A 24835-nucleotide genomic window follows, 5' to 3' on the forward strand; every position below is an offset into this window, starting at 1 on the left:
ATGTCTGAACCCTGCATCATCTGTGTTGCAATAACCGGGTCCTTGCCAACCAAAGCCAATAACCCGGCTGTGCCCATAACAGTCGAAGAACAAGTCGAAAGCACACAGGCAGCCTTTGAGGCGGGGGCGTCTATCTGCCATGCCCATGTTCGAAATGATGACGAGACACCATCGAGCGACCCGGAAAAGTTCGCAAGGTTGAAAGAGGGGCTTGAGAAACACTGCCCTGGCATGATCATCCAGTTTTCGACTGGGGGGCGATCGGGGGCAGGTAAGACGCGCGGCGGCATGCTGCCGTTGCGACCGGATATGGCGTCGTTGTCGGTTGGATCGAACAACTTCCCCACGCGCGTCTACGAAAACCCACCTAATTTGGTCGATTGGCTCGCGGCTGAGATGGTGACTTATGACGTCAAACCAGAGATCGAAGCCTTCGATCTGAGCCACATCCTGAAAGCGGCCGAGATGCACAAGAAAGGTCAAATCAAAGACGCGCCTTATGTGCAATTTGTCATGGGCGTGAAAAACGCGATGCCCGCAGATCGCGACGTATTCGATTTCTACGTGAAGACAGTTGAGCGACTGTTTCCGGGTGCGCCTTGGTGCGCTGCAGGCATTGGTGCGCAGCAGGAGGTTCTGAACCACTGGGCAATTTCATCAGGTGGCCATGCGCGAACGGGATTGGAAGACAACGTGCGCCTGGATCGCAATACGCTGGCACCATCAAATGCAGCGCTTGTAACGCGGACTACAGAGATCTGTGCCAAATACAATCGTCCGGTTGCAACAGCGGTCCAGGCACGAACTATTCTAGGCCTCTAGACCGGGTTTGCGCACCTTTGAAAACCCACAATCCCGGTTAAAAAGTCAGGCTGAAGCCTCGGTCTTTATATTGGGCAAGGTTTGTTCAAGTTCTGGCGTGATAGGGATGTGCTCGGCGTCGTCACCCGGTGGCAGTTTAAATGGGCCATTGGCCCAATCCGCCGCCTTCCAAGACTCTTTGGCGTCTTCAATCCTGTCTTGGGACGATGAAACGAAGTTCCACCAGATGTAACGCTCCTCGCTCAGGGTTGCCCCGCCCAGCGCCATGAGACGCGCTCCCTTTTCGCCAGCCCGAACGCTGATTTTATCACCGGGCCGAAAGACCATCATTTGACCGGCGTGGAAGACGTCGCCAGCAACCTCAACTGACCCTTCAGTGACGTAGATTCCACGGTCTTCCTGATCGTCCGGCAATGGAAAATGCGCACCCGGCGAAAGAATGACGTCGACGTAAAACGTCTCGGATTGCATCGTCACGGGGCTGGATTTGCCATAGGCTGATCCGAGTATGAGTTTTGCTTGAATGCCAGTATCTTGAAGCTTTGGAAGGGCTGCGTTCTTGTGGTGCTCAAAGTCCGGTGCCATGTCTTCGCGGTCTTTTGGCAACGCGATCCAGGTTTGAATACCAAACAACCTATTGCGCTTGGCCCGTGTTTCCGCGCTGGTGCGTTCCGAATGTGTGACGCCCTTGCCTGCAACCATCCAGTTCACTTCGCCCGGATAGATCATCTGATGAGTGCCAAGGCTGTCGCGATGCTCAAACTCGCCATCATACAAATAGGTTACGGTTCCAAGACCGATATGCGGATGAGGGCGAACGTCTATGCCGCCTTCCGTGACGAACTCGGCCGGGCCCATCTGGTCGAAAAAGATGAACGGTCCAACCATCTGGCGTTCGGGCGCGGGCAATGCACGCCGGACCTCAAACCCACCAAGATCACGGGCGCGCGGAATAATCAGAGTTTCAACACTGTCTGCCGAAGCATTTGGGCACACAGGGTTATGCGTGGGGTTCCAACTCATACATTGGGTCCTTTGTCTGTAGTTGGGTCTTGGCAAATGCGCCGCCGGTCAAAGGAAATGACCGGCAGCATCCTTAGCCCGCTACGTTTCCAGCGCGGCGGTGACGCGATCTGGAGTAAACGGCATGTGGCGCAAGCGCTTGCCTTGGGCGGCATAGAACGCGTTGGCAATAGCTGCGGGCACCATCGGAGTGCCAACCTCGCCAACACCAACAGGCGGCGCATCGACCTCTGCGATGTAGATCTCGATGTCCGGCATCTGCGACGCGCGTGTGATCTCGTAGTCCCAGAAGTTGCTCTGCACCACTTCGCCGTTTTCGATGTCGATCTTTTCGGAAAGAGCCATCGAGATACCGAATACGATGCCACCTTCGATCTGATTGAGTGCGTTGTCTGGCGTGACGATCAGGCCCGCATCTATCGCGGCCCAGAAGTTGGTGATCTGGATCTCTCCACTGTCCGCGTCGACTTCAACTTCTGCCACACCTGCGGCCATGGATGAGCTGTAGCCTGCAAAAGAGAGTCCTAAGTTTCGATTACCCCGATTTTGCCAATCAGACATCTCGGCCACCTTCTCAAGCAGGTGCTGCCCACGCGGGTTTTCGGAAACAAGATCTAGCCGGAACTCCAATGGATCCCGCCCGGCTTGTTCTGCGAGTTCGTCCATGAAACACTCCGCCGCAAAGGCCGTGTAGGACGCGCCAATACCGCGATAGGGGGCAAGGCGGGCGTGCCGGTGCATGATCAGATGATCGGCGCGGAAATCCTTGATGCCATAGAACTTGCTCTCGGCACCCCGCATTGAGATCACATCGTTCGGGTTCACCGCATCCCAACGCAGCGGGTTGAAGAAACCAATGACCGTTGGTGTAGCGACCTTGTGATACCACCCGTCCAGTTTTCCCTCCGCTGTCAGACCGGCCTCAAGCTTTTGGGCCGCAGCCGGGCGGAAGGTCCCCTGCTTCACGTCGTCTTCACGCGGCCAAATCACTTTGACAGGGCGTCCAACGGCCTTAGAGCACAGCGCCGCATCACGCACATAGTTCTGCATCAGGGCTGTGCGTCGACCAAAGCCTCCGCCCATCGTCATCATGTTCAGTCGAACGCTTTCGACGGGGATATCCAGCACCTCGGACACAGTCCGCGCAGTCCACGACTGCGTTTGCGTGCCCGCCCAAACCTCAGCACCTTGCCCGTCCGAATCGACATCAGCGACCGCCGCCATCGGCTCAATCTGAGCATGGTAGGCATAGTCCGACAGATAAAGCTGCGAATACTGACGGTCAGCGTTGCCAATGGCTGCAGGGGCGTCGCCTTTCTCGGCCCAGGTTGCCCCCGACGCTTCAGGAGCGCTGACAGCGGCGGCGTATTCGGCCAGCGTCTCTTCGCTGTTTGAGGTTCGGAAAGGTGAGGTGGTGGACCATTCGACCTCAAGCAAACCCCGTGCGCCCAAGGCAGACCAAAGGCTTTCCGCGACGACGGCGACACCGTCCGGTACCGTCACGATTTCGATGACGCCCGGTACTTCGCGCGCGGCAGAGTCGTTGATGGAAAGCGCTACCTCGTCCTCGACTGGTGCACGTAGAACCGCCGCATAGGCCATATTGGGCACTTCCACATCAATCGCGTATTCGGCCTGACCTGTGCTTTTGGCCGGAACGTCGCGACGCGGTAGGTCTTGCCCGATGATCCGAAACGCGGATGGGTCTTTCAGCGGCACGGTCTCAGCGTCTGGTACCGTCACGTCCCTTGAACCAAGCGCCGCCAGTTCACCATACCCTGCCTGTTGGTCATCGGGCCCCAAAATAACACTTGGTTCGGTCCTAAGGCTGGCTTTGTCCACACCCCATTCGCGCGCTGCGATTTGCAGCAACACGTCGCGCGCTTGAGCGCCCGCTTTGCGCATCGGATCGAAGTAGAACTGTGTTCCGGTGCTGCCAGCCGTATACAAAACACCGCCGAACAGCTGATTTCCAAAGCGTCGATCATCAGCGTTTAGCTGTTCGATCTCAACGTCGTCCCATGCGGCATCCAACTCCTCGGCAAGGATTTGTGGCAGCGTGGAGTAGCTGCTTTGTCCCATTTCGGTCGACGGGAAGACGATCCGGATGCTTCCATCCGCTCGGATCGTCAACCAGTGATTGACATCCAGCGCGCCAACTGCTGCCTCAGCCCGGACGGATGAGATGCCTCCCGCACCGATGAAAAATGTCAGTCCAGCAGCGCCTTGTAGAAACCCACGGCGGTTCATGGTCATCGTCATCTCAAACCTCCTTGGCTGCGCGTTCGATGGCTTTGAAAATTCGGTTGTACGTTCCGCATCGACATAAGTTCGAACTCATCTCATCGACGATTTCTTCGCGCGTCGGGGATGGATTGTCCGCTAGAAGTGCCGCCGCGCGCATGATCTGACCCGACTGGCAATAGCCGCATTGGGCAACCTGCTCTTCGATCCAGGCCCTCTGAACAGGATGCGAGCCGTCTTCGGACAATCCTTCGATCGTCGTGACTCGCGCATCCTCCACGTCGCTAACCGACATCTGACATGCGAAGCTCGCCACACCATCCACATGCACCGTGCAGGCTCCACACATGGCAGCACCGCACCCGTATTTCGTACCCTTGAGTTTGAGCGTATCTCGAAGGACCAGCAGCAACATTTCGTCAGGGGGGTTATCAACCTCTACGGGTCGGCCGTTCAATTCGAATTTGATCATTTGGAACAGTCCTTGTGATGCCTGATGTTGAGGGGATCTTGTGGGGTGGATTTCTTCATGGCCTGACCATGGAGTGGTCTTGCTCGGCGCCGGTGACTGGGTGGACCATGGGCGTGACACGGACTTTCATTCCCGGTCGCAACGTTTGGTTGGGGTTTTCTAGATCTGCCCAGACACGTATCTTTCCGCTTTTTTCATCGAACCAGACCGCCGATCCAGTGAGCCGAATTGCATCTGACAGAACCCGACCAATTTCCGTTTCAACACGAAACCAGCCAGATTTTGATAACTCCTCTGAGCGCGTGTTAGTCGTGTTCAGCCCTGAAACCCAATGGGCATAGGGAAGCTCGAACACAACGCGCAGGCGGTTGAGATTTACGAGTTGAAACAGGGGCGGATCGCCGGAATTGAACTCAACCAGCGAACCCGGTCCAACACGCGGGTCTTCGACATGTCCTGAGATCGGCGCACGTATGAGCGTGTCCTCGTAGTTGGTTTGTGCGATCTCCAACTCGGTTTCCGCCAAGTCCCTTTCGGCCTCAGCCAAAGCCAGATTTGTTTCGGCGTCCAACAATGCAACCTCTGTTGCCGCTCCTCGCGTTGAGAGTTGGGCGGCGCGGGCCAACCTATCTTGGGCTTGAAGCAACAGAGCCTCGGCTTTGGCCAACTCTGCACTCGCGGCATCGACCGCCAGTTTCTCCAGATCGTTTCGAAGCTGCAGCAATGGCGTGCCCGCTTGGACATAGTCACCTTGCTCAACCAGCACTTCTTCGACGATGCCCTCCGCCCGGCTATAAACGTCCGATCGGTCGACTGCTTCGATACGGCCTTCAAACTCCGCTCCACTCGCAGATGCCTGCTCAGGCGCATGGGCCCAGAACAGAGCCGCAAAGACTGTGGCCGAAAGAATGGGCCTTTGGGTAACCAAAATCGATAGCATCACAAACACTCTCATCATGGTGCGATCAGATGGCGAACGACCGGCCCGCTTTCACGGGTATCAAAGGCTGCGACAGCCCGTTGAAGGTCCTGATCCTGGTGTGATACACGCTCGTGCTGAGCCAGATGTTCTTCCCAAGATGAAACCATAAAGGCTTCGACCCATAGCTCAGGCTCTTCTGCACTTTGGAAAACGCGCCAATCATAGGCTCCGTCGCGCCAGCGCTCGCCTGACCATTCTTGAATCGCGGACAGGAACGCAGCTTCGTCCTCGGGTCGGATGCGATACTCGACTTCGACCATGACGGGACCGCGGGATGCCAAGCCGTGCTCTTCAAGGGCAACTTGCGGCGCCGGCCAATGCATAGAGGGCGTCAGGTCCAGATCTTCGCCCTGACCAAGCTGGAACTTGCGCGTAAGAAGCAAGCCAACGATCAAACCGCCTGCTGCGATCAGCAAGGTGATCGAAACAGATGTTGCCGTGGCCACCTGACCCCAGAATGCTGATCCAAACGCCATGGACCCGAAGAACACCATCAGATTCACAGACAATCCTCGGGCCCTGACCCAGTTGGGCAGCGCGGTCTGCGCCGACACATTGAACGTGGTGAGAACGGCAATCCAGCTAAAGCCACCCAATAGTGCGGCGATATAGGCCAGAGGAGGGGTTGTCGCCGTCGCAAGAATTGCCATGGCAACGGCGGTGCCGATGGTGCCGCCTGCAGCTGTCGTGCTTGCATCAAGCTTCGCGCGGAAATGCGGAAGGGTCAAAGCACCCGCAACAGCCCCGGCGCCGATCAAAGTCAGCAACAATCCATACAGCGTCGCGCCGCCCGCTTCGATCGTTCGGACGACCAGCGGCAGCAGAGCCCAATAGGCAGAGGCAAAGATGAAGAAGGCAAAGGATCGGATCAACGTGGCCTTGAGCGGGCCGTTATTTGCGACGTGCCGCATGCCGGTCATCATCGCGTTGAACACGGGCTGAGATGTCTTCGATACACCGCCGTCATGCTTCCACAACAACAGAGCGCCAATGATCACGAGATAACTGACCGCATTGACCGCAAAAGGCGCCGCCAAGCTGACCGATGCAATCAAAACGCCCGCCAAGGCGGGGCCGATCGCGCGGCTGATGTTGATGCCCATTGAATTCAAGGCAATGGCGGGCTGCAAAGCGTCACGCGGCACCAGAGTTGGCACGATCGCTTGCCAGGCCGGAGCCATGAAAGCCGTGCCAGTTCCGATGACCAACGTGAACAGGATCAGCAGCGTAGGTGTTACAAGCTCAAGCTGAACCAGCACGGTTAGCAAGGACACCAGCACCAGAAGCACCACGTTCACTGTGATCAACAGCTTGCGTTTGTCCAACCGGTCCGCCAGCGTACCGGCGTACAAAGCGAAGATGAACACTGGCAGGGTTGTTGCCGCCTGCACCAATGAGACGACCGCCGGGGATGAATTGAGCGTCGTCATCAGCCACCCCGCGCCCACATCATGCATCCAAGTGCCGACGTTGGAGATCAGGGTCGCAACCCAAAGAAGCGCGAACGCCCGATGTTTGAACGGGATCCAAGCCGAGTTCGATGCCGCAGGTGCAGGTTTCGCGATGCTACCACTGGATGACATCTGCCAACTCCTCGCGGTTTTTTTCGGCGTAGGACCGCACAAACGGGCAAAGCGGCACGATGCGAAGACCTTTGTCGCGCGCGTCCGCCACAAGCTGCGCGGCCAAGGTCCGAGCCAAGCCGCGACCACGCAACTCTTCCGGGACAAACGTGTGGTCGGCGATAACGAGGCTAGGCGTGACTTTTGACAGCGTCAGTTCAGCCTCGCTCACGATCCCGGACACCGAAGCGCCGTATCGTGCTTTTGTATCGCTTTCGCTGTAAGTGATTTTTAGCTTTTGATCGTCCAACATGGGAAATCTCCTGAGGTCTTGCCGCTATTCAGCGGCAAGGCTGCCTTGGCTTTGCGTCACAGCGCCGGGTGCACCGAAAATTGGAACGGGTGACCAATCTGGAAGCTCTGGCAGTGGGGTAGGCGCATGCGCCGCAAAACGGGCCTTGGCATGTACGATCTTGCCGCCCGTAAGTGTCAGGTCGGCCTCGATCTCGGTGATCTCATCCTCGGCGATCGAGAAATAATCCCGGTCGAGCACGGCGATATCCGCCCATTGGCCCGCCTTGATCTGACCTTTCTTACCCGCTTCCCGGCTGAACCAAGCCCCGGCGGCGGTCCAATGACGCAGCGCGTCGTGCCGATCCAAGCGGTTCGCTGCACTCCAGATGACGTCTCCGCCACGACCTTTGCCAGAAACGGCCCAATGAATGGCCAACCACGGATTATAGGACGACACCCGCGTCGCATCCGTGCCAGCAGCCAGAGGCACACCCGAGGCCATCATCTTCTTGACCGGCATGACTTCGCGCAGTGCGTCTTCACCGTAACGGTCGCGATAGGCTGTGGTCTGAAAAGCGATGCGGTTTTGATAGCTGATACCGCCGCCCAGACGGGCGACCCACTCCATGGTGGATTCTGAGATCGTCTCGCCGTGATCGAAAATCCAATTCAGCTCTTCCAGCCCTTTGTCACGGCCGACCTCTTCAATAAGGCTCAGCAACCGGTGGGCGCTTTCCTCGTAGGTACAATGGAAGCGGATCGGCCAGCGGTTTTCGAACAGAAACTCGAGTACCGGCCTGAGGTCCCCCTCCATTCGCTTGGGCAGATCGGGGCGTGGGTAGCTGAAATCTTCGAAATCATAGGCCGACGCGACCAGCATCTCGCCCGCGCCCACGCATTTCAGGTAGTCGTTGCCTTCGTCTGGCTTGACGATGTCATTCCAACGTTTGAAATCGTCCAGCTCAAACATCGGGCGCTGCGCAAATAGTTGATAGCCGATGCGCACGGTTTGCTCGCCGCGTTTGTTCAACTCGGTGATGACGCCGTAATCGTCGGGATAGTTCAGGAACCCACCCGCGCAATCCAAAGCCGAGGTCAATCCAAGACCATTCAGCGCCTTGAAATAGTGCTTGGTCGAGGTGACCTGCTGTTCGAAATCCAGCTTGGGGGCCATATCCAACAACGCGTAAAGCGGTTGCGCGTTGGGGCGCGCCATCGCGAGGCCTGTCGGGTTGCCCTGATCGTCCCGCTCCAGACGCCCTGAGACAAAGGGCTCGTAGAAGTGTTTGTCGATGCCGATTGCACGCAGGGCGGCTTTGTTCAGCCACGCCCGATCATAGAGATGCAACACGTACACAGGCACATCCGGCGCGACCGCATTGATCTCATCAATCGTCGGCAAGCGCTTTTCGGCGAATTGATCAACGGACCAACCACCAACCACGCGGATCCATTGCCCGGCAGGAGTACGCTCTGCTTGCGCCTTCAGCATACGCAGACCGTCAGCAAGCGACGGAACGTGATCCCAGCGCAGCTCCATGGCGAAGTTGTTGCCTTGTCGGATGATGTGCGTATGGCTGTCGATCAGGCCGGGAATTACACGCTGGCCGCCCAGATCAATGGTCTCGGTTTCGGGTCCCGCGAGCCTAAGCATGTCCTTGTCAGTTCCAACGGCGGTGATTTGATCGCCTGAAATGGCCACAGCCGTTGCTTCGGGCCTGTCAGGATCCATTGTCGTGATCTTGCCGTTGAAGAGTATCTTGTCTGGGGCGGCCATGGTGCAGATCCTTTGGCAAAACGTGAGGTGTCTGTGCCCACCGAAAGGGCACAGATTGAGAGAGGTTTGGAAAGTCTCCCGCTCGGTTTCATGGGGAGGGATGAGGGGACCGAGCGGGCGTTGCGCGGCAGACTACTCTGCGGCGACTTTTCCGGCAGGTACCGCTTCCAGCGTAGGGCCAGAGTGGCGGCTGCGCGATGGCGCCTTGTGAACCATCGTATAAGCGTAATCGACACCCATGCCGTAGGCACCGGAGTGTTCACGCACCAAGTCCATGACAGCATCGTAGGTGTCGCGGCGCGCCCAATCCCGCTGCCATTCCAGCAGAACCTGCTGCCAGGTCACCGGGATGACTCCGGCCTGGACCATCCGATCCATCGCGTATTTGTGGGCATCAGCCGACGTACCGCCCGACGCGTCAGCAACCATGTAAATTTCGTAGTCCGTATCGGCCATGCAGCTCAGCGCGAAGGTGATATTGCAGACCTCGGTCCAAAGACCCGAGACAACGATTTTCTTGCGTCCTTCCGCAGCTCCTCGTGCCAGTGCATCGCGGACTTTCTGGTCGTCCCAGGAATTCATCGACGTGCGTTCGAGAAGAGGTGCCTGTGGGTTTACATCCAGAAGTTCAGGATAGGTATGCCCCGAAAAACTGTCCGTTTCGACCGTGGTGATGATAGTGGGGACGTCAAAGATCTTGGCGGCTTTGGCCAAGGCAACGGTGTTATTCTTCAGCGTCTGACGATCAATCGACTGCACGCCAAAAGCCATCTGTGGCTGATGATCGATGAAGATGATCTGGCTGTTCTCAGGTGTAAGGACTTCAAGTTTGGACATTTTTCATTCCTTGGTTGAGGTTGGATGGGGTTAAAGGGTTTTGGGTTCGGTTGGTTGGCCCGTCTCTTCAGCCTGCTTGACGGCGAAGGATTTCAGATGCAGGGCCTGTGACACAGCGTCGGAATGACCCCGAATCCATTGCACTGCAGCTTCTCCGGCGAGCATGCCCAAGAGGCCCAAAAGCGCGATGATTGGCGGGGCCGGACTACGGACTGCGATCAGGCCATAGATGACCCCAATCCCGAGGCCCGCTGCGAGCGATATGAGATATGGTTGCCAAGTCACGTCGGGTCTCCTTGAAATTCTGTTTCGATTGATCTGGCTTTGAGGCTTTTGGATTCTTTCCTTGCTGCGGGGCTTGGCATATCGAAAACCAGCGCAGCCCCGTCAGTGTGCCATTGCAGAGTGACCTGTGCGGATCGCGGAACCTGTAGACCGTCACCCGCGCTCAGACGTTCGTGCTCGGCAAAGGCAAGCCCATCCAGCAAATGAACGAAGTGGTCACTTTCGCCATTTGGAGAAAGCACAAGTTCTTGTCCTTCGGTGAACCGACGAAGCGCCAGTCGCGCCCTTGATTTCAACGGGATCAAAGGGTGCAATGAGGCGGGTCCAGCGAGCAGGACATCTCCTTCGTTCGGAAGCGAGGCTTGTGTGTATGAAGGCTGACCACCCACCTCATCCGGGATCAGCCAGATTTGCAGGAATTTTGCGGGCTCCGACGTGGAGCCGTTGTATTCGGAATGGCGCACGCCGTTGCCTGCCGACATTCCCTGCACTTCGCCTGTGCTGATACTGGCGACATTGCCCTGATCATCCTCGTGGCGCAGTTGCCCATCCAGAACCAGTGTAATGATATCCATATCCGCATGATCATGCGCCGCAAAACCACCACCTGGGATCAGGCCGTCTTCGTTGATCACGCGCAGATTGGCGAACCCCATGCGCGTCGGGTCTTGGAACTGGCCGAACGAAAACGTGTGATAGCTGTCCAGCCATCCGTTTTGCGTACGTCCCCGCGATGCTTTTTCGTGGATCTTGATCATTTCACTCAGTTCCAAGTTCTGTTGCTCTTCGATGTGGGGCGTAGTTTGAACTCGACAAAGCAGAAGTTCTGCGGGTATGCATTAGTTAGGCTAAACTGTTTTTCTGTATTGCCATGCCGCTGTCCCGATTGCCTTCCTTGCTAAGTTTGCGCGCCTTTGAGGCCGCAGCGCGGCGCGGCTCGATCAAGGAAGCGGCCTATGAGCTTTCGGTGACGCCGGGTGCGGTGAGCCAGCAGATTAAGGCGCTGGAGGCCGACCTTGGGGTGGCTTTGTTTGTGCGAAAGACCCGCGCGATTCATCTGACACCGGAAGGGCAGCGCTTGCAGCCAACGATCAGCGAAGCGTTCTTGCAGATCCGTCAGGTGGTTGACGAGGTCCGACCCAAGAAGACGCCAAAACTGCGCATCAGTTCCAGCAATGCGCTGATCAGCAAGTGGCTTTTGCCGAGGCTGCACAAGTTCACCAAGGACCACCCCGACGTTCAGGTCCACATTGAATCCGAAAACCCTTCTGACCATAAAACTCACGCGACCGCCGATATCGAAATTCGATACACTAGCGAACCGCCTGAGGACCGCTATACGGAGTTGCTTCACCGCGAGTTGATGCTGGTGGTCGCCAGCCCAGCTGTGCTGGACACGTTCGACATAAAGTCCCCTGCCGACATCAAGGCCACGCATGTTCTGTACGATACAACGCCGATGCTGGACGGGTCGGTTCCCAGTTGGGTTCTTTGGAGCCAACACGCCGGGCTTCCGAATGGAGTTGATCCTTCGAAAGCCATGCGGTTTGAAAGGCCTCCGGGTGGTCAGATTGTGGACGCTGCGATCGCAGGTGCGGGTGTCGCGCTCTGCGGGTCGCTGCTGGTCTATTCCGCGCTTTCGGACGGACGGCTTGTTTGTCCGTTCGGTCCGGTGGTGGAAACCGGGTTCAGCTATTTCATATGTTGCCACCCGGGCCGGGAACGTGAAGAGCATATCCATGAGTTCATGTCCTGGGCGCGCAAAGAGGCCGCCGTCTTGTCTACGTTGAATGCAATGCGTGAACCTTCACCCGGGGCCGACATCCCCGTTGAAGTGGGAGGCTAGAGCCGTCAGTTCAGAGTTTCGCAGCTCGTGTCCGCCTTCATGGACGTCCGAAGTGACCTCGGCACCATGATCAGAAAGCCAACTGATAAGGCGTTCCGTCATTGGCCATGGCGTGATTGGGTCGCGTCGTCCGGCGGTCACCAGAACTTTCCTCCCCACCAGCTGAGGATGCGCGTTCGGCTCCCATGTGACCATCGGATGCAAAAGGCCGACCCGCTCGAACAGGTCCGGGCGTTTGAGAAAGACCGCCGCCAAAATGTTTGCCCCGTTCGAATAGCCGAAGCCATAGACCGGATGACTGGGATGCGATGCGCGATGGGCTTCGATGAACGCAATCATCTTGTCCGTCGCACGCGCAAGGTCTTCCATGTCATACACACCCTCGGCAGTGCGGCGGAAGAAACGCGCGGCCCCCATCTCAAAGACATCGCCGCGTGGTGATACGATCCCGGCGCCAGCAACAAGAGTGCCGGCCAATTCAACAAGCTGGTGCTCATCCCCTCCAGTGCCATGAAAGGCAAAGACCAGCGGACGAGCGGGTTGCGGCGCATGCACAAGCGCCTGATAGAGATCTTTAGACATTTCAACCTCTGAAATCATGATGCAAGTGGGGGCAGGAGGTTTTCGATCTTGCTGCGATGTGGCTCGTATCGGGTGGGCAGCTTGAGCGCCTCACCCAGATGGGCCGTGTCTTCGTCGCGGTCAAAGCCGGGCTCGTTTGTGGCGATTTCGAACAGCACACCACCCGGCGTGCGGAAATAGATCGCCCAGAAATAGTCACGGTCGATGACCGGCGTGACCTGATAGCCTGTATCCATCAAGGCCTGCCGAACTCGCAGTTGCGCGGCGCGGTCCTCGACGGCAAAAGCGATATGATGAACGGACCCAGCGCCCTGACCAGCGGTCGGGGTACTTGACGATAGCTGCTGCAGATCGATCGTGTCCGCAGCATTGCCCCCTTCGATCACATAACGAGTGACGTCACCTTCGGTTTCAGCTTTCTGGTATCCCATGAAGGTCAGCAGTTCACCCGTCGCATGGACATCCTTCAGAGCGAACCGAGCGCCTCGGAACCCAAGAATCGCGACCTCATCGGGAACACCGCCCTGGGTCCAGGCTGTCCGGCCTCGCGCATCAGACTCGACCAATGCAAAGCTATCGCCATCGGGGCCGTCAAAAGACAGACGCTTTTCTCCGAAGACCGTGCCATCGGCCAGCCCAGTCACGCCCTCAGATGCAAGACGTTGTTTCCAGAATTGGACACCCCCTGTAGGGATGGCAAACTCGGTCACACCTACCTCGCCGGCACCTCTGCGCCCTTTTGGCATCTGACCAAAAGGAAAGTAGGTCATAACCGAGCCCGGTGTTCCAACCTCATCCCCGTAATAGAGGTGATACACCTCAGGCGCATCGAAATTGACCGTCTTTTTCACCCGGCGCATGCCAAGTGTGTTGGTGAAAAAAGCGTTGTTGGCGCTGGCGTCTGCGGCCATCGATGTGACGTGGTGCAGCCCTTTGATATCTTTGATCATGTTCCGCTCCTGGGCGAGTGTTCAACTTGCATCAAAGATGGCGCATCTATTATTAAAGTTAATAGATAAGTATGTGGCTTTATTATTGTCGAAAACGGAATTATTAAGCTGACATGATCGAGCTCAAACCCATCCGCGTTCTGCGCGCTGTATCAGACCTGAAAAGCTTTTCCCTAGCAGCGCGCGAACTGGGCATCGCGCCGGCATCAGCAACACGCATCATAGCGCAGCTTGAGAGAGACCTGGGCACACAGCTTCTGTTGCGTACGACTAGGCAAGTTTCACTAACCAGCGCCGGAGCGACTGTCCTTGCGCAGTACAGACCGCTTTTGGAGGGGTTTGAAAAGGTCACACGAAATCTTCAAAGGGCCAATCAACCTGACAAGGGCCATCTGCGTCTGACCGCACCGGTATCACTAGGCGTCACGTTGCTGCCGCAAGTGATCTCGGGGTTTCGTCGCGCCTATCCGAATATTTCAGTCGAGATCAACTTCACCGATACCCTGCTTGATGTGATCGAAGAAAACTGCGACCTCGCTGTGCGTGTATCGGGCCCGCCGACCGACAAATCGACAATTTGGCGCAAACTGTGCGAAGTTCCGCGGCATATGATTGCTGCGCCGTCTCTGTTTGAACGCATCCCCAGACCTGATCATCCGCGCGATCTGAACCCAAACTTTCTGATGTCATACAGCGCGCAAGGCCGTGCTGAAACTTGGGATTTCTCTCATGCAGGTGGCAACGATTCAGTTCAAGCAGGCGGAAAGATAATCTCCAACAATGGAGACTTTCTCTACGCTCTTGCGGTCGCGGGAGAGGGCATATGTGTTCTACCGGATTTCATTACTGACAAGGGATTAGCTAGCGGACAAGTCGTACAGGTGATGCCAAGCTGGTCTATCACGTCGTTATGGTTGACGCTGTACTACCCCCCATACGAACAACTCCCACCGATCGTTGGAACGTTTGCGGATTACTTTGAAAAATTTGTGCAAGACCACCCGAACCTGGAAACACAAGTTTGAAGCCATTTGGGCTGCAAATCAGCCCTCGTTTTCCGTAGGGCAAGTCAGATTGAACGACACTGTTTACGGGAGCATGAAATGGGGGTGCTTGTGGCCGTATATGCCGCCATCCATGACAGGCGTCGTTTCCAAGTTCACCCCGTAAACGTCGACATACTGTGTCGACACCTCACCGCATGCTTCAGACAACGGGTAAACCTTGATTTTTTGTCAGCGCCGTGGCTTTCGCAAGGTTTTCTTCGGCGCCGCCGCTGGCAAGGATCGGACGAAGCACGGCAAAGCTACAGTTTGTGTCCTATTCATAGACCAGAGTGTTCGGAAGCAGTGGGCCGTTGTATCCCTGCGGCACAAGCGTAAACCTTGCTCCTGCACCGCAGTCCCGACCGATGGAACCGACGTCGTCCAGAGGGCGTTGCCATGCATCCAAAATTGTGCCGAAGATTCCAATACCCTCTTCGGACGCAGGCATTTCAATAACGATCGGGCCGTCTTCGATAGTCCAATAGGCGTGTAAGTAGGGCGTCGTGTTATTCGGTGTTGCAGTCTGGAAACGCCAATCCTGGGCTTCTGAATTGTACCCAATGTCATTGGAACCAACCCATGCATTGGCAAGTGCATCACGATAAAACTTGAAATTCATCAGCGGCATCGCCCAAACGGCTGCGTCGGCAGCTCGATGATAGGTCATCTGCTCGGCAGTGGTGGCATTCGCTAGATCGAACTCACTTCATCGGCGGTTCTTGTAGCAGCTAGGCCGAAAGCAAGTGCCTTTGCAATTGTGATATCTTTCAAGCGCATCATGGAGGAAATCTTTCCAAAATTGTCCAAGTCTTATGAAGCCCTTTCCCTTTTTGGGTCGACCTTAGAACGGCTGCAAAAATGAATTTTCTATACTCGGAATGCAGTAACATCGGCGAATTGGAGTGACTGCCATTTTCTACCACGATGCGGGGTTAGCGAAGTCGTTACTTGCACTTAAACATGCAAAAATAAACATAAGTCTAGATTTGATGGGTCCTCCTATGCTCTCCTCAAGCGCTATAGGAGTAGGGGACTTCAAATGAAACGACTGAGCAGATTTAGACTGGTCTGGTTATTACTTTGGTGCGTTGCGGTGTCGTCGAATGGGTTTCCTGTTGTCGCTCAAGTCACTGAACCAGAGCAGGAAGTTGTTGTGCTGGAAAACAACAACTTGATGGAAGAGGTGGTTGAAAAATCAATCCCGGCAGATGACTTGGAAATCCTACTCGTCCCGTTAACGGCGGAAGAGTTATCCGACGTCGCAGGTAGTTGGCAGGGTTACGTGCGATCGCAACTCGAAGACGTCGCACAAATCAACCTTCAGCTTCGGTCAGCAAGCGGAGAGCAGGAGGCTAGCTTGCGGTCTCAATTGTCTTCCTTAAGTGAATCTGGATCAGATTTTCTGAACAACTACCGACTGGTGCTTGAAGCCTGGACTTTGAAAGGAGCAAAGGCGGAAGAATTAGAGCCTCACACCGACTATATTCTTGCCTTGAAAGCTGGCGCACTTAAGACGACCGATATTCAAACACTTTTTCAGAACGCCTGGGCTTGGCTGTTTTCTTGGGATGGCGGCGTTGGCGTACTGATGGCTGCCCTGGGCGTTTTGTTCGCTGTCTGGGCCATGATGTTTGTCGCAAGAATGATGCGACGGATCACCGAACGCGGTCTGGGCAAAATTCCAACGATTTCCAGGATGCTCAAGCGCTTCATAGCCACAACGGTTTACTGGGTTGTTTTTGTGCTTGGCATACTCATCGTATTGGCTCTCTTCGGAGTCAATGTCACGCCGCTGTTTGCGGTGCTTGGCGGTTTGTCTTTTATTCTTGGCTTCGCTTTGCAGGAAACTTTGGGCAACCTTGCAAGCGGTTTGATGATAATGGTTCTCAAGCCGTTTGATACCGGCGACTATATTCAGGTCGGGGGCTCATCAGGTTTTGTGGACGAGATGTCAGTTGTTTCGACCAAGATCAGAACGTTCGACAACCAGATCATAGTGGTGCCAAACAGCAAGATTTGGGGGGATGTGATCACCAATGTGAGCGCATCTGAAGAACGTCGGGTCGATCTGGTTTTTGGCATCGCCTATTCGGACAACGCAGCCCAGGCAATTGACGTTCTGAAAGACTTGGTCGCCCAACATGCGCTGTGTTTGAAGACGCCGGAGCCGGAAGTATTTGTGGGCGAGTTGGGTGACAACTCTGTCAATATCTTTTGCCGACCGTGGTCCAAATCAGACGACTATTGGACAGTCTATTGGGACCTAACGGGTCAAGCAAAGGAGCGGTTTGACGAAGAAGGTATTTCGATCCCGTTCCCACAACGGGATGTTCACTTGATACCTGTGCAAGGAGCAAACTCATGAGAGCTTTTTCAGTTTGGTTCGTATCATTTCTTCTCTTGTGCAATGTCGCGTTTGCCCAGTCCGAGGAGATCCTCGTTGCACCCGAAGAAAGAGACGATCCCGAGTTCATAGCCCCGGTCGTTATAGACGGCGCGGAGTTGTTCGTGGTTCGAGGATCGAGCGCATTGCCTGCCATTGAAAGGGCGGCAAAAATTGAGGAACGAATTGCTCAGGTCGCAGATGCGTCTCAACGAAACACGGTCCAGATGCAGATTTCGGATGCCGAGTTCGGAAAATTAATCCGCGCGGATGGACAAATGGTTACGATCACCACGCAAGCGGATGCTGAACACGAACAAATGGCAATTGAGGTTCTTGCGGGGCTTCAATCCGAAGCGATCGAGGCGGCAATCCTCCAATACCGAGAAGGTCGGTCCAATGAGGGCAGAGTGGGCAGTGCCATGGCGGCATTTGCTTGGACGTTAATCTTTGCTTTGGCTTCGTATGGGTTTTTTGCAAAACGTAAAAAGCTATTGAAATACATAAGAAAAATCTTGGAGAAGAGGGCAGAAGGCGTCGAGGAAGCCACCAAGTCCATCTTAAGGAGCCGGGCTATCGCGTCGATCATCGTCTATTCAATTCACATCTTGATGTGGGTCCTTTTTCTGTTCTTCTTCTACTACTATCTTTCTCTGGTCCTGCTTTCTTTCGCCGAAACACAGGGTATTGCTCAAATCCTTTTGAAGTATGTCAGTGAGCCGCTCATCAGCGTTGTCTTGGCAATCATGAGCTACATTCCAAACCTGATCATGCTCGCCATCATTGCCGCTGTCACAAGAATGGCCATTCGTGGCATCGATCTATTCTTTGAAAACCTCGAGAATGGTGCTTTCAAGATCAAGGACTTTGAAGACCATTGGATTGCACCTACAAAAATGCTGGTCAGGGCATTGATCATCGTGATCGCGCTCGTATTCGCTTACCCTTACATTCCAGGGTCTGATTCACGAGCTTTTCAGGGTCTGACCATTCTCGCAGGTATCATGGTTTCGCTCGGGTCAAACACGGTTGTTTCAAATATGATGGCGGGCCTGTTTGTTATCTATAGACGCAGTACCAACATTGGCGATCGCATTCAGGTCGGCGACAAGATAGGGGATGTCACCGAAATCAAGCTGATGGAAACACTCATCAAGTCGATAAAAAACGAGATGATTAGTATTCCAAACTCGCAATTGTTAAATTCCGAGGTTGTGAATTACTCGCGCAAAGTGGATGGGCGAGGACTGCTGGTTCATACCTCAGTCGGGATCGGATACGAGGAACCTCCAAAGAAAATCAAGGCTATGCTTGTGGAGGCAGCTCTTCGAACTCAAGGCTTGAAAAAGACGCCTGAACCCTTTGTCCTTTGGACGCAGCTGGCTGACTACGCGATCAATTATGAGATCAATGCGTATACGTCGCGTGGATCGAGCTTGCCCAAAATCCTGTCTGATCTTCGTGAGAACATAGTTGAAGTGTTCAATGAAAACGGAACACAGATCATGACGCCGTCCTACATAGCAGATCCGCCTGAACCCAAAGTTTCGACAGAAGAATGGAACGGCAGGCTTGCTCATGAAGTTGAATAGGGTCTTTAGCCAAACGGCGATACGCGATTCATAATAAATTCTAAAACTGCTATGTAATTATGTGTTAGTTGCTAAGGTAGTCCAATGAACGCGCTTACCAGAATCACCAGAGGGATCCGAACCGCCTTTAAGGATGGCAGAGTGAAAGGCCTTTTGGCGTTCACGGTCGGAATGATTTTATGGGCCTCGGTCTTCTACCACTTTGTAGAAGGTTGGAGTTGGCTCGACTCAATCTACTTTTCTGTCGTTACAATTTCGACCGTAGGGTTTGGTGATTTTTCACCTGAAACCGCAGTGGGGAAAATCTTCACAATGTTTTACATCATTGTAGGGCTGGGCGTTTTTGTGACTGCTGCGACCACCGTGGCTGATACGATCTTATCCCAAGACGACAAGAAAACAGACGAATAAACTGCACCTGGTTTCGTCCAATCGAGTTTGTGCACAGGCATGAGATTGTCTGCGCATTTCAAACCGTGTTGCGGATTCACTTTTGTCTTCAAATCGATAGGTCATCACCCCAATCTCAAAAAAATATACATATAACGTTTTTTGAGTATAATATTCAGAAAACAAACCCAGGGGGATGGAATGGAAAAAACTCAGGACGCGAAGATTGTCGATCTAGCGATACGACTGCTGTTTCTCGGACTATTTCTCTATAGCGCATTGGTCATGGTGGCCCCGCTCGCAAGCGTGGTCATCTGGGCAACGATCCTTTGCGTGGCGCTCTATCCGGTGTTTGATTGGATGCAATCCAAATTGGGAGGGCGAAAGAAGCTTGCAGCGACGATCTTGGTTTTGTTGGGCCTTGTTCTAACCCTGGGGCCAGTCGCAACTGCGGTTTCCGGTGCCGCAGAACTTGGATCCGAGTTTGCGGAACAGGCCGACAAGGGCGAAATAAAAATCCCTCCAGCACCCGAAGGTCTCAAGGAACTACCGGTAGTCGGCGGGAAAATTGCTGATGTTTGGGGCATGTTCGAGCGGAATCTGGATGGTGCGCTTGCAAAATACGGCACCCAAATTCTTGAAATCACCAAGTCTCTTTTTGGAAAGGTGTTAGGAATCGGAATTGGGCTTCTTGGCCTCGCTCTGTCGGTATTGATAATGGGGGCTCTGTTCAGTCCCGGACCAAGTATGGTGCAGGGCCTTCAGCGCTTTGCCAACCGTGTATTTGCACCGCGTGGTGGTGAATTCGTTACTCTGGCAGGCGCAACGATCCGAAATGTGACGAAGGGTGTAATTGGCGTTGCCGCCATTCAGGCCGTCGTCGTGTGGATATTGCTGGTTCTGTTTGGGATTGGCTCGGCCGCGACGCTGGCGTTTGTCTGTCTGATCCTTTCGATCATCCAGATTGGACCCGGTTTGGTGCTTATACCAGTGATCATCTATGCATGGAGTTCTATGTCCGGAGGTGCAGCTTTGATTTTCACCATACTGGCCATTCCCGTGACCATAATGGACAGCTTCCTACGCCCCGTCTTTATCTCGAAAGGCCTTGAAACGCCGATGCTTGTAATCCTCATTGGGGTTCTGGGAGGCATGATGGCCTACGGCTTGATCGGCATTTTCATGGGACCCGTGTTGTTTGCGGTCTTCTATGAGTTGTTCAAAGTTTGGATTGACGCACCACCGGTTAGCGAAGACGCCGCTGAAGGAGCTGCAGAATGAGGAAGACGATCTGGTCGACATTAGCCGTCATTCTCATTTTTCTCGTCTGGTATCTGGTCGCTGACAGAAAGACACCGTTCACAGGAAATGCCAGAGTAAAGGCCGTAGCGACCCAGATCGTTCCGCAGGTAACTGGGACGGTGACCGAGGTTCTTGTTCAAAACGGTCAGGTGGTCTCGGCAGGGGATGTTCTAGTTCGGATTGATGCCAGGCCTTACGAAATTGATCGTGACAAAGCCCAAGCCGATCTCGAGGCAGCCACTCAGGAGGTGGGCGCCTCGTCAGCCGAAGTAAGCGCTGCGCAGGCCAAACTGGCGAGGGCGCAGAGTGATCTCGACACCATGCGTCTTCAGACAGAGCGCGTATTTGCGCTCGAAAAGAAGGGTTTGATTGCCGTCTCAAAGGCCGATGATGCGCGAGGGCAGTTGGCAGAATCTGAAGCAAATTTTGAGAACGCAAAAGCGGATCTGGAAAAAGCAAAGCAGAGGCTCGGTGACGACGGGGTTGAAAACCCGAAGATCCAGCGCGCGTTGGCTGCTTTGGCAGATGCGGAACTGAACCTTGAATGGACTGAACTGCGTGCTCCGGCAACAGGTGTCATCTCAAACTTGCTGATAGCCCCCGGTACGTATGCCCGATCCGGGCAAGATCTATTAACGTTTCTGGATGCAACGGACGTCTGGATCGAAGCGTATTTTACCGAGAACAACCTGGGAAGAGCGTCGATAGGGTCTCCGGTTGATGTGGTGTTGGATATGCATCCCGGTAAGATTGTCCCTGGCGTCATTGAGAGCTTCAGTGCCGCTGTGTCTTTGAGTGGTGGTGACGAACCCGGGCAATTGGCAAGCGCACCAAGTACCAAGGGGTTCTTGCGAGAGCCTGAAAGGTTCCCAGTCAGGATCGTCTTACCCGGTTATGAAGCTGGAAGTGCCGAAGACGATCTTCGCTTTCAACTGAACGGGCAGGCCGATGTGATTATGTATCTAAGTGACAACTCGTTACTGAACCTCGTAGGCCGTACCTATATCCGCGTGGTTTCAATTCTGTCCTATGCGTACTGAGGACCAGCGCTCTGTCGCCCGGCTTGCGCTGGGTGTGACCGGTGTCTTTTCGTTGGGCTTGTTTCTTGGTTGGCCACTCGCAGTCGTCGGGGCGGTATTCACTGCACTGTTTCTTCAAGCGCCTGCCTCATTGCCTTTGGCGGCGTTTGGCAAGCTGTTTGTCTTCTCAATTGGATTGATGTTCATTTCGTTCCTGCTGTCCTCAATCTTCTCACCATATCCCGTTGTGTTTCTCATCCTCGTGGCGATTGGAATAATCCTGTCTTTCGTTTGGTCGGTTTCTGGTGCCGGAGTATTGCCGGGTGTCATCGCTCTTATGGGGGCGTTGATGATCCCGAACTTGGTTCTGCAATCGCAGGATTTGGCCTTGGTGCTCGTGTACTGGATACCGCTGAATTTGTTTTTTGCAGGTTTCGTGTCGACACTGATGTTCGTGCTAATTCCCGCTGAACCTCCGACGGCCGCTCAGAAGAAAGCAGCAACGTCGTCAGACTTCGACCCTCATCGCCGCATCGTCCGGATGTCACTTGTCACAGTTCCGTTTGCTATGGCGTTCTTCGTTTCCGGCGCATCCGCACTGCTGGTTCTGTTTTTTGTCGCGCTGCTGAGCCAGCAACTCGCGGCGATGCCTGCGGCGGGCAAAACCGTAGCAAAAGCAATGCTGACGGCTAACCTTCTTGGAGCGGTAGTCTCCATAATTTGTTACGAGATAAACGTAGTAGCTCCGGTAATTCTCACGTCTATTCTGCTATGTTTTTTCTTTTGCCTGACCCTCGGAGCACTTGGAAAATCACAAGCCCCGCTCGCCGCTGCCGCTGGCTCTGCAATTACGACCGCTTTGATCGTCTACGGTGGGTCAATTGCGCCTTTTTCCGACGAAGCTGACGTAAAGAGTATTACGCGCGTTCTGCAAGTCGCCAGCGCCGCGATCTTCGTAATTGTTGCCTATGTCGTGGTTGACGAATTCTGGCCTGAAAAGAAACGTCAGCCTGCATCAGAGGCCTGACGTGGAACTGTTAGACAATTCATTTCACATGAGGTTTGGAAGATATACTGTTCTAAATCGCGTACCACGACACAGAATGCACACCTCAAGGATACATCCAAACTCGGGAAGTTGACTTTCCGCGTTGTACGAATTGCCACCGGTTCGCTTCGCGGGCTCATCACTCTGGATCTGAAACTTACCGTTCGTTCAGGACGTAGCCTAGTTTCTAAGCGATCCCTTACAAGACGGTCATTTTCGACCGCAGGCATCCAACTTCGCCAGTCTCGAACGAATGATATCTATAGGGAGCGTCATCATGAAGCGGTTTTCGCGAACATTCCTACTGTTGCTTTCTCTTCTAATTGGCACTGTCGCCTCAGCTCAGGACAAGCCCAATATAGTCTTTATTTTTCTCGATAACTTTGGCTGGGGTGAGCCAGGGTTCAATGGTGGAGGAATAATTCGCGGCACCGCCACTCCGGAAATGGATGCTCTGGCCGCTGAGGGCTTAAGGCTCACGAACTTCAACGTCGAGAGTCAGTGCACGCCGTCCCGCGCAGCGACCATGACAGGACGATATGGCATTCGGAGCGGAAACCATACAGTCCCACTGGGAGGCGGCGTTTACGGTCTGACTCAGTGGGAAATCACGATGGCCGAGATGCTCAAAGACGCTGGATACAACACGGCCATGTACGGAAAATGGCACCTTGGATGGACCGAAGGGCGCTATCCAACGAGTCAAGGATTCGACGAGTTTTACGGTGTTGAAACCACGGACGTTACAGTCTGGCGCACGCTTCCGGGATTTGCTGAAGCCAACATGGAAGAGCCAGTTGTGATGCAGGGTATTGCAGGCGAACCGGCGACCGTTGCGCGGGACTACGATCTGGACTATCGCGGCGAGTGTCTGACGTCAGCGCCAATGGGACAGTTTAGGTCGATTTGATAAGAGAGGGTTTCTGGCTCATCGTAACCGCCAAGGAGTGGAGATGAGAAAGAAACCCGGAACCAAGCAGAGCCACGGTGAGAAGGTCGTAAAGGACATTCGCCGTGCGACCCGCAAACAGTATTCCGCAGAAGAGAAGATCAGGATCGTGCTGGACGGCCTAAAAGGCGAGGACAGCATTGCAGAGCTGTGCCGTCGTGAGGTCATCGCGCAGAGCCTTTATTACAGCTGGTCCAAGGAATTTCTGGAGGCCGGCAAGAAACGTCTGGCAGGCGACACGGCCCGCGCGGCAACTTCCACCGAAGTGAAGGATCTGAGACGGGAAGCCCGTGATCTGAAGGAGGTGGTTGCCGAACAGGCTCTTGAACTGCGGTTGCTCAAAAAAAGCATGATCGCGGATGGGGACGACGACGCATGAGATATCCCGCATCCGAAAAACTGGAAGTCATCCGCTTGGTTGAGCAATCGCATCTGCCGACCAAGCGCACTTTGGAGAAGCTGGGCATTCCGAAGACCACCTTCTATCGCTGGTACGACCGATATCTCGTCGGCGGCCCCGAGGCGCTTGAAGATCGTAGACCCACGCCGTCACGGGTCTGGAACCGCATTCCCACGCCAGTGCGCGAGAAGATCAAGGATCTGGCTCTGAAGGAAAGTGAGCTTTCCCCGCGTGAATTGGCTGTTCGCTTCACTGACACAGAAAAGTACTTTGTGTCAGAGGCTTCGGTCTACCGCATCCTCAAGTCTTACGATCTGATCACCAGCCCAGCCTATGTGGTTTTGTCAGCCGCAGACGAGTTCCAGGACAAGACAACACGACCGAACCAACTCTGGCAGACCGATTTTACCTATCTCAAGGTGATCGGCTGGGGCTGGTTCTATCTCAGCACGATCCTGGACGATTACAGCCGCTACATCATCGCCTGGAAGCTTTGCACGACGATGAAGACCGAGGATGTGACCGACACACTGGACCTCGCCCTGCACGCCTCAGGCTGTGATCAGGCAACGGTGCTGCACAAGCCACGTCTGCTCAGCGACAACGGGTCCAGTTACATCTCTGGTGAGCTTGCCGAATGGCTGGAAGATCAGAAAATGGATCATGTTCGAGGGGCACCATACCATCCGCAAACTCAGGGAAAGATCGAGCGCTGGCACCAGACGCTCAAGAACCGCATCCTGTTGGAAAACTACTATCTGCCCGGTGATCTCACGCAGCAGATTGACGCCTTCGTCGAGCACTACAATCACCGGCGTTATCACGAGAGCCTGCAAAACCTCACGCCCGCTGATGTCTACTTCGGACGCGGGCAGACCATTCTAAAACAACGAGAAAGGATCAAACGAAAGACTATCGAAACCCGGCGCTTGCTTCACCGCAAAACCGCCGCATAATCAATCTAACCAGATGAGACAGATACTCTCTTAGATCACGCCGCCATCCGTCCCAAAACCCCTGACAACGGACA

At 54.6% G+C, this 24835-nt stretch carries 24 protein-coding genes; 11 read left to right on the forward strand and 13 right to left on the reverse strand.

What is annotated here, in order from left to right; all coding sequences use genetic code 11:
- Positions 1–822 (forward strand): 3-keto-5-aminohexanoate cleavage protein, encoded by an 822-nt coding sequence (locus ACP15L_RS18375; RefSeq protein WP_425085288.1) that lies wholly within the window; start codon positions 1–3, stop codon positions 820–822.
- A 45-nt stretch (positions 823–867) separates the two neighbouring features.
- Here ACP15L_RS18375 and ACP15L_RS18380 read toward each other — a convergent pair whose 3' ends face one another.
- The 10 genes from ACP15L_RS18380 to ACP15L_RS18425 all read right to left on the reverse strand — a co-directional run bounded on the left by ACP15L_RS18380 (position 868) and on the right by ACP15L_RS18425 (position 11056).
- Entirely contained in the window at positions 868–1845 is a 978-nt protein-coding gene (locus tag ACP15L_RS18380) for a pirin family protein (RefSeq protein ID WP_425085289.1), read from the reverse strand.
- Positions 1846–1926: 81 nt separating this feature from the next.
- The gene (locus ACP15L_RS18385) at positions 1927–4107 is read right to left on the reverse strand and encodes a molybdopterin cofactor-binding domain-containing protein (protein ID WP_425085290.1); all 2181 of its coding nucleotides are present in this window, start codon (positions 4105–4107) and stop codon (positions 1927–1929) included.
- Between the two features lies 1 nt (position 4108).
- Positions 4109–4561 (reverse strand): (2Fe-2S)-binding protein, encoded by a 453-nt coding sequence (locus ACP15L_RS18390; protein ID WP_425085291.1) that lies wholly within the window; start codon positions 4559–4561, stop codon positions 4109–4111.
- 55 nt (positions 4562–4616) lie between these two features.
- Positions 4617–5501: an efflux RND transporter periplasmic adaptor subunit gene (locus ACP15L_RS18395; RefSeq protein ID WP_425085292.1), complete on the reverse strand. Its 885-nt coding sequence runs from the start codon at positions 5499–5501 to the stop codon at positions 4617–4619.
- Positions 5502–5515: 14 nt separating this feature from the next.
- Complete coding sequence (locus ACP15L_RS18400; protein ID WP_425085293.1) at positions 5516–7126, reverse strand: MFS transporter; 1611 nt, start codon at positions 7124–7126, stop codon at positions 5516–5518.
- Positions 7110–7418 carry a GNAT family N-acetyltransferase gene (locus ACP15L_RS18405; RefSeq protein WP_170660609.1) on the reverse strand — a complete coding sequence of 103 codons (309 nt, stop codon included), beginning with the start codon at positions 7416–7418 and terminating at the stop codon, positions 7110–7112. Before ACP15L_RS18405 ends, ACP15L_RS18400 begins: the two co-directional genes overlap by 17 nt.
- A gap of 24 nt (positions 7419–7442) precedes the next feature.
- Positions 7443–9176 carry an amidohydrolase gene (locus ACP15L_RS18410; protein WP_425085294.1) on the reverse strand — a complete coding sequence of 578 codons (1734 nt, stop codon included), beginning with the start codon at positions 9174–9176 and terminating at the stop codon, positions 7443–7445.
- A gap of 132 nt (positions 9177–9308) precedes the next feature.
- Complete coding sequence (locus ACP15L_RS18415; RefSeq protein WP_425085295.1) at positions 9309–10013, reverse strand: hydrolase; 705 nt, start codon at positions 10011–10013, stop codon at positions 9309–9311.
- A gap of 30 nt (positions 10014–10043) precedes the next feature.
- Complete coding sequence (locus ACP15L_RS18420) at positions 10044–10298, reverse strand: DUF1427 family protein (protein WP_425085296.1); 255 nt, start codon at positions 10296–10298, stop codon at positions 10044–10046.
- Entirely contained in the window at positions 10295–11056 is a 762-nt protein-coding gene (locus ACP15L_RS18425; RefSeq protein WP_425085297.1) for a pirin family protein, read from the reverse strand. Before ACP15L_RS18425 ends, ACP15L_RS18420 begins: the two co-directional genes overlap by 4 nt.
- A gap of 137 nt (positions 11057–11193) precedes the next feature.
- Between ACP15L_RS18425 and ACP15L_RS18430 the strand changes: the two genes are divergently transcribed.
- Entirely contained in the window at positions 11194–12144 is a 951-nt protein-coding gene (locus ACP15L_RS18430; protein WP_170637726.1) for a LysR family transcriptional regulator, read from the forward strand.
- Here ACP15L_RS18430 and ACP15L_RS18435 read toward each other — a convergent pair.
- On the reverse strand, positions 12106–12726 hold the full coding sequence (locus tag ACP15L_RS18435; RefSeq protein ID WP_425085298.1) for an alpha/beta hydrolase: 621 nt from the start codon (positions 12724–12726) through the stop codon (positions 12106–12108). The two genes, ACP15L_RS18430 and ACP15L_RS18435, sit on opposite strands and share 39 nt — an antisense overlap.
- A gap of 14 nt (positions 12727–12740) precedes the next feature.
- Entirely contained in the window at positions 12741–13676 is a 936-nt protein-coding gene (locus tag ACP15L_RS18440; protein ID WP_425085299.1) for a VOC family protein, read from the reverse strand.
- Between the two features lie 113 nt (positions 13677–13789).
- Here ACP15L_RS18440 and ACP15L_RS18445 point away from each other — a divergent pair, with 113 nt between their 5' ends.
- Positions 13790–14701 (forward strand): LysR substrate-binding domain-containing protein, encoded by a 912-nt coding sequence (locus ACP15L_RS18445; protein WP_425085300.1) that lies wholly within the window; start codon positions 13790–13792, stop codon positions 14699–14701.
- A 295-nt stretch (positions 14702–14996) separates the two neighbouring features.
- Here ACP15L_RS18445 and ACP15L_RS18450 read toward each other — a convergent pair whose 3' ends face one another.
- On the reverse strand, positions 14997–15389 hold the full coding sequence (locus ACP15L_RS18450) for a DUF1254 domain-containing protein (protein WP_425085301.1): 393 nt from the start codon (positions 15387–15389) through the stop codon (positions 14997–14999).
- A 372-nt stretch (positions 15390–15761) separates the two neighbouring features.
- On the opposite strand from ACP15L_RS18450, the gene ACP15L_RS18455 reads away from it, so the two are divergent.
- The 8 genes from ACP15L_RS18455 (at position 15762) to ACP15L_RS18490 (ending at position 24761) form a co-directional block, all read left to right on the forward strand.
- Complete coding sequence (locus tag ACP15L_RS18455) at positions 15762–17087, forward strand: mechanosensitive ion channel family protein (protein ID WP_425085302.1); 1326 nt, start codon at positions 15762–15764, stop codon at positions 17085–17087.
- The gene (locus tag ACP15L_RS18460; RefSeq protein WP_425085303.1) at positions 17084–18697 is read left to right on the forward strand and encodes a mechanosensitive ion channel family protein; all 1614 of its coding nucleotides are present in this window, start codon (positions 17084–17086) and stop codon (positions 18695–18697) included. The genes ACP15L_RS18455 and ACP15L_RS18460 overlap by 4 nt, the downstream gene beginning before the upstream one ends.
- An 84-nt stretch (positions 18698–18781) precedes the next feature.
- Complete coding sequence (locus ACP15L_RS18465) at positions 18782–19108, forward strand: potassium channel family protein (RefSeq protein WP_170377193.1); 327 nt, start codon at positions 18782–18784, stop codon at positions 19106–19108.
- A gap of 180 nt (positions 19109–19288) precedes the next feature.
- Entirely contained in the window at positions 19289–20368 is a 1080-nt protein-coding gene (locus tag ACP15L_RS18470) for an AI-2E family transporter (protein WP_170377195.1), read from the forward strand.
- Positions 20365–21429 carry an HlyD family secretion protein gene (locus ACP15L_RS18475; protein ID WP_170377197.1) on the forward strand — a complete coding sequence of 355 codons (1065 nt, stop codon included), beginning with the start codon at positions 20365–20367 and terminating at the stop codon, positions 21427–21429. Before ACP15L_RS18470 ends, ACP15L_RS18475 begins: the two co-directional genes overlap by 4 nt.
- Positions 21419–22435: a DUF2955 domain-containing protein gene (locus ACP15L_RS18480; protein WP_425085304.1), complete on the forward strand. Its 1017-nt coding sequence runs from the start codon at positions 21419–21421 to the stop codon at positions 22433–22435. Before ACP15L_RS18475 ends, ACP15L_RS18480 begins: the two co-directional genes overlap by 11 nt.
- Positions 22436–22733: 298 nt before the next feature.
- Positions 22734–23366, forward strand: a complete 633-nt coding sequence (locus ACP15L_RS18485) for a sulfatase-like hydrolase/transferase (RefSeq protein ID WP_425085305.1) — start codon at positions 22734–22736, stop codon at positions 23364–23366.
- A gap of 43 nt (positions 23367–23409) precedes the next feature.
- Positions 23410–24761 (forward strand): IS3 family transposase gene (locus tag ACP15L_RS18490; protein ID WP_425084199.1). Its coding sequence is split into 2 segments (ribosomal slippage): positions 23410–23746 and positions 23746–24761, totalling 1353 coding nucleotides; the frame shifts between segments, so codons are not numbered across the junction.
- Positions 24762–24835 lie beyond the last annotated feature (74 nt).

This window comes from Ruegeria profundi, from assembly GCF_049800715.1.
GTDB lineage: Bacteria > Pseudomonadota > Alphaproteobacteria > Rhodobacterales > Rhodobacteraceae > Ruegeria > Ruegeria profundi_A.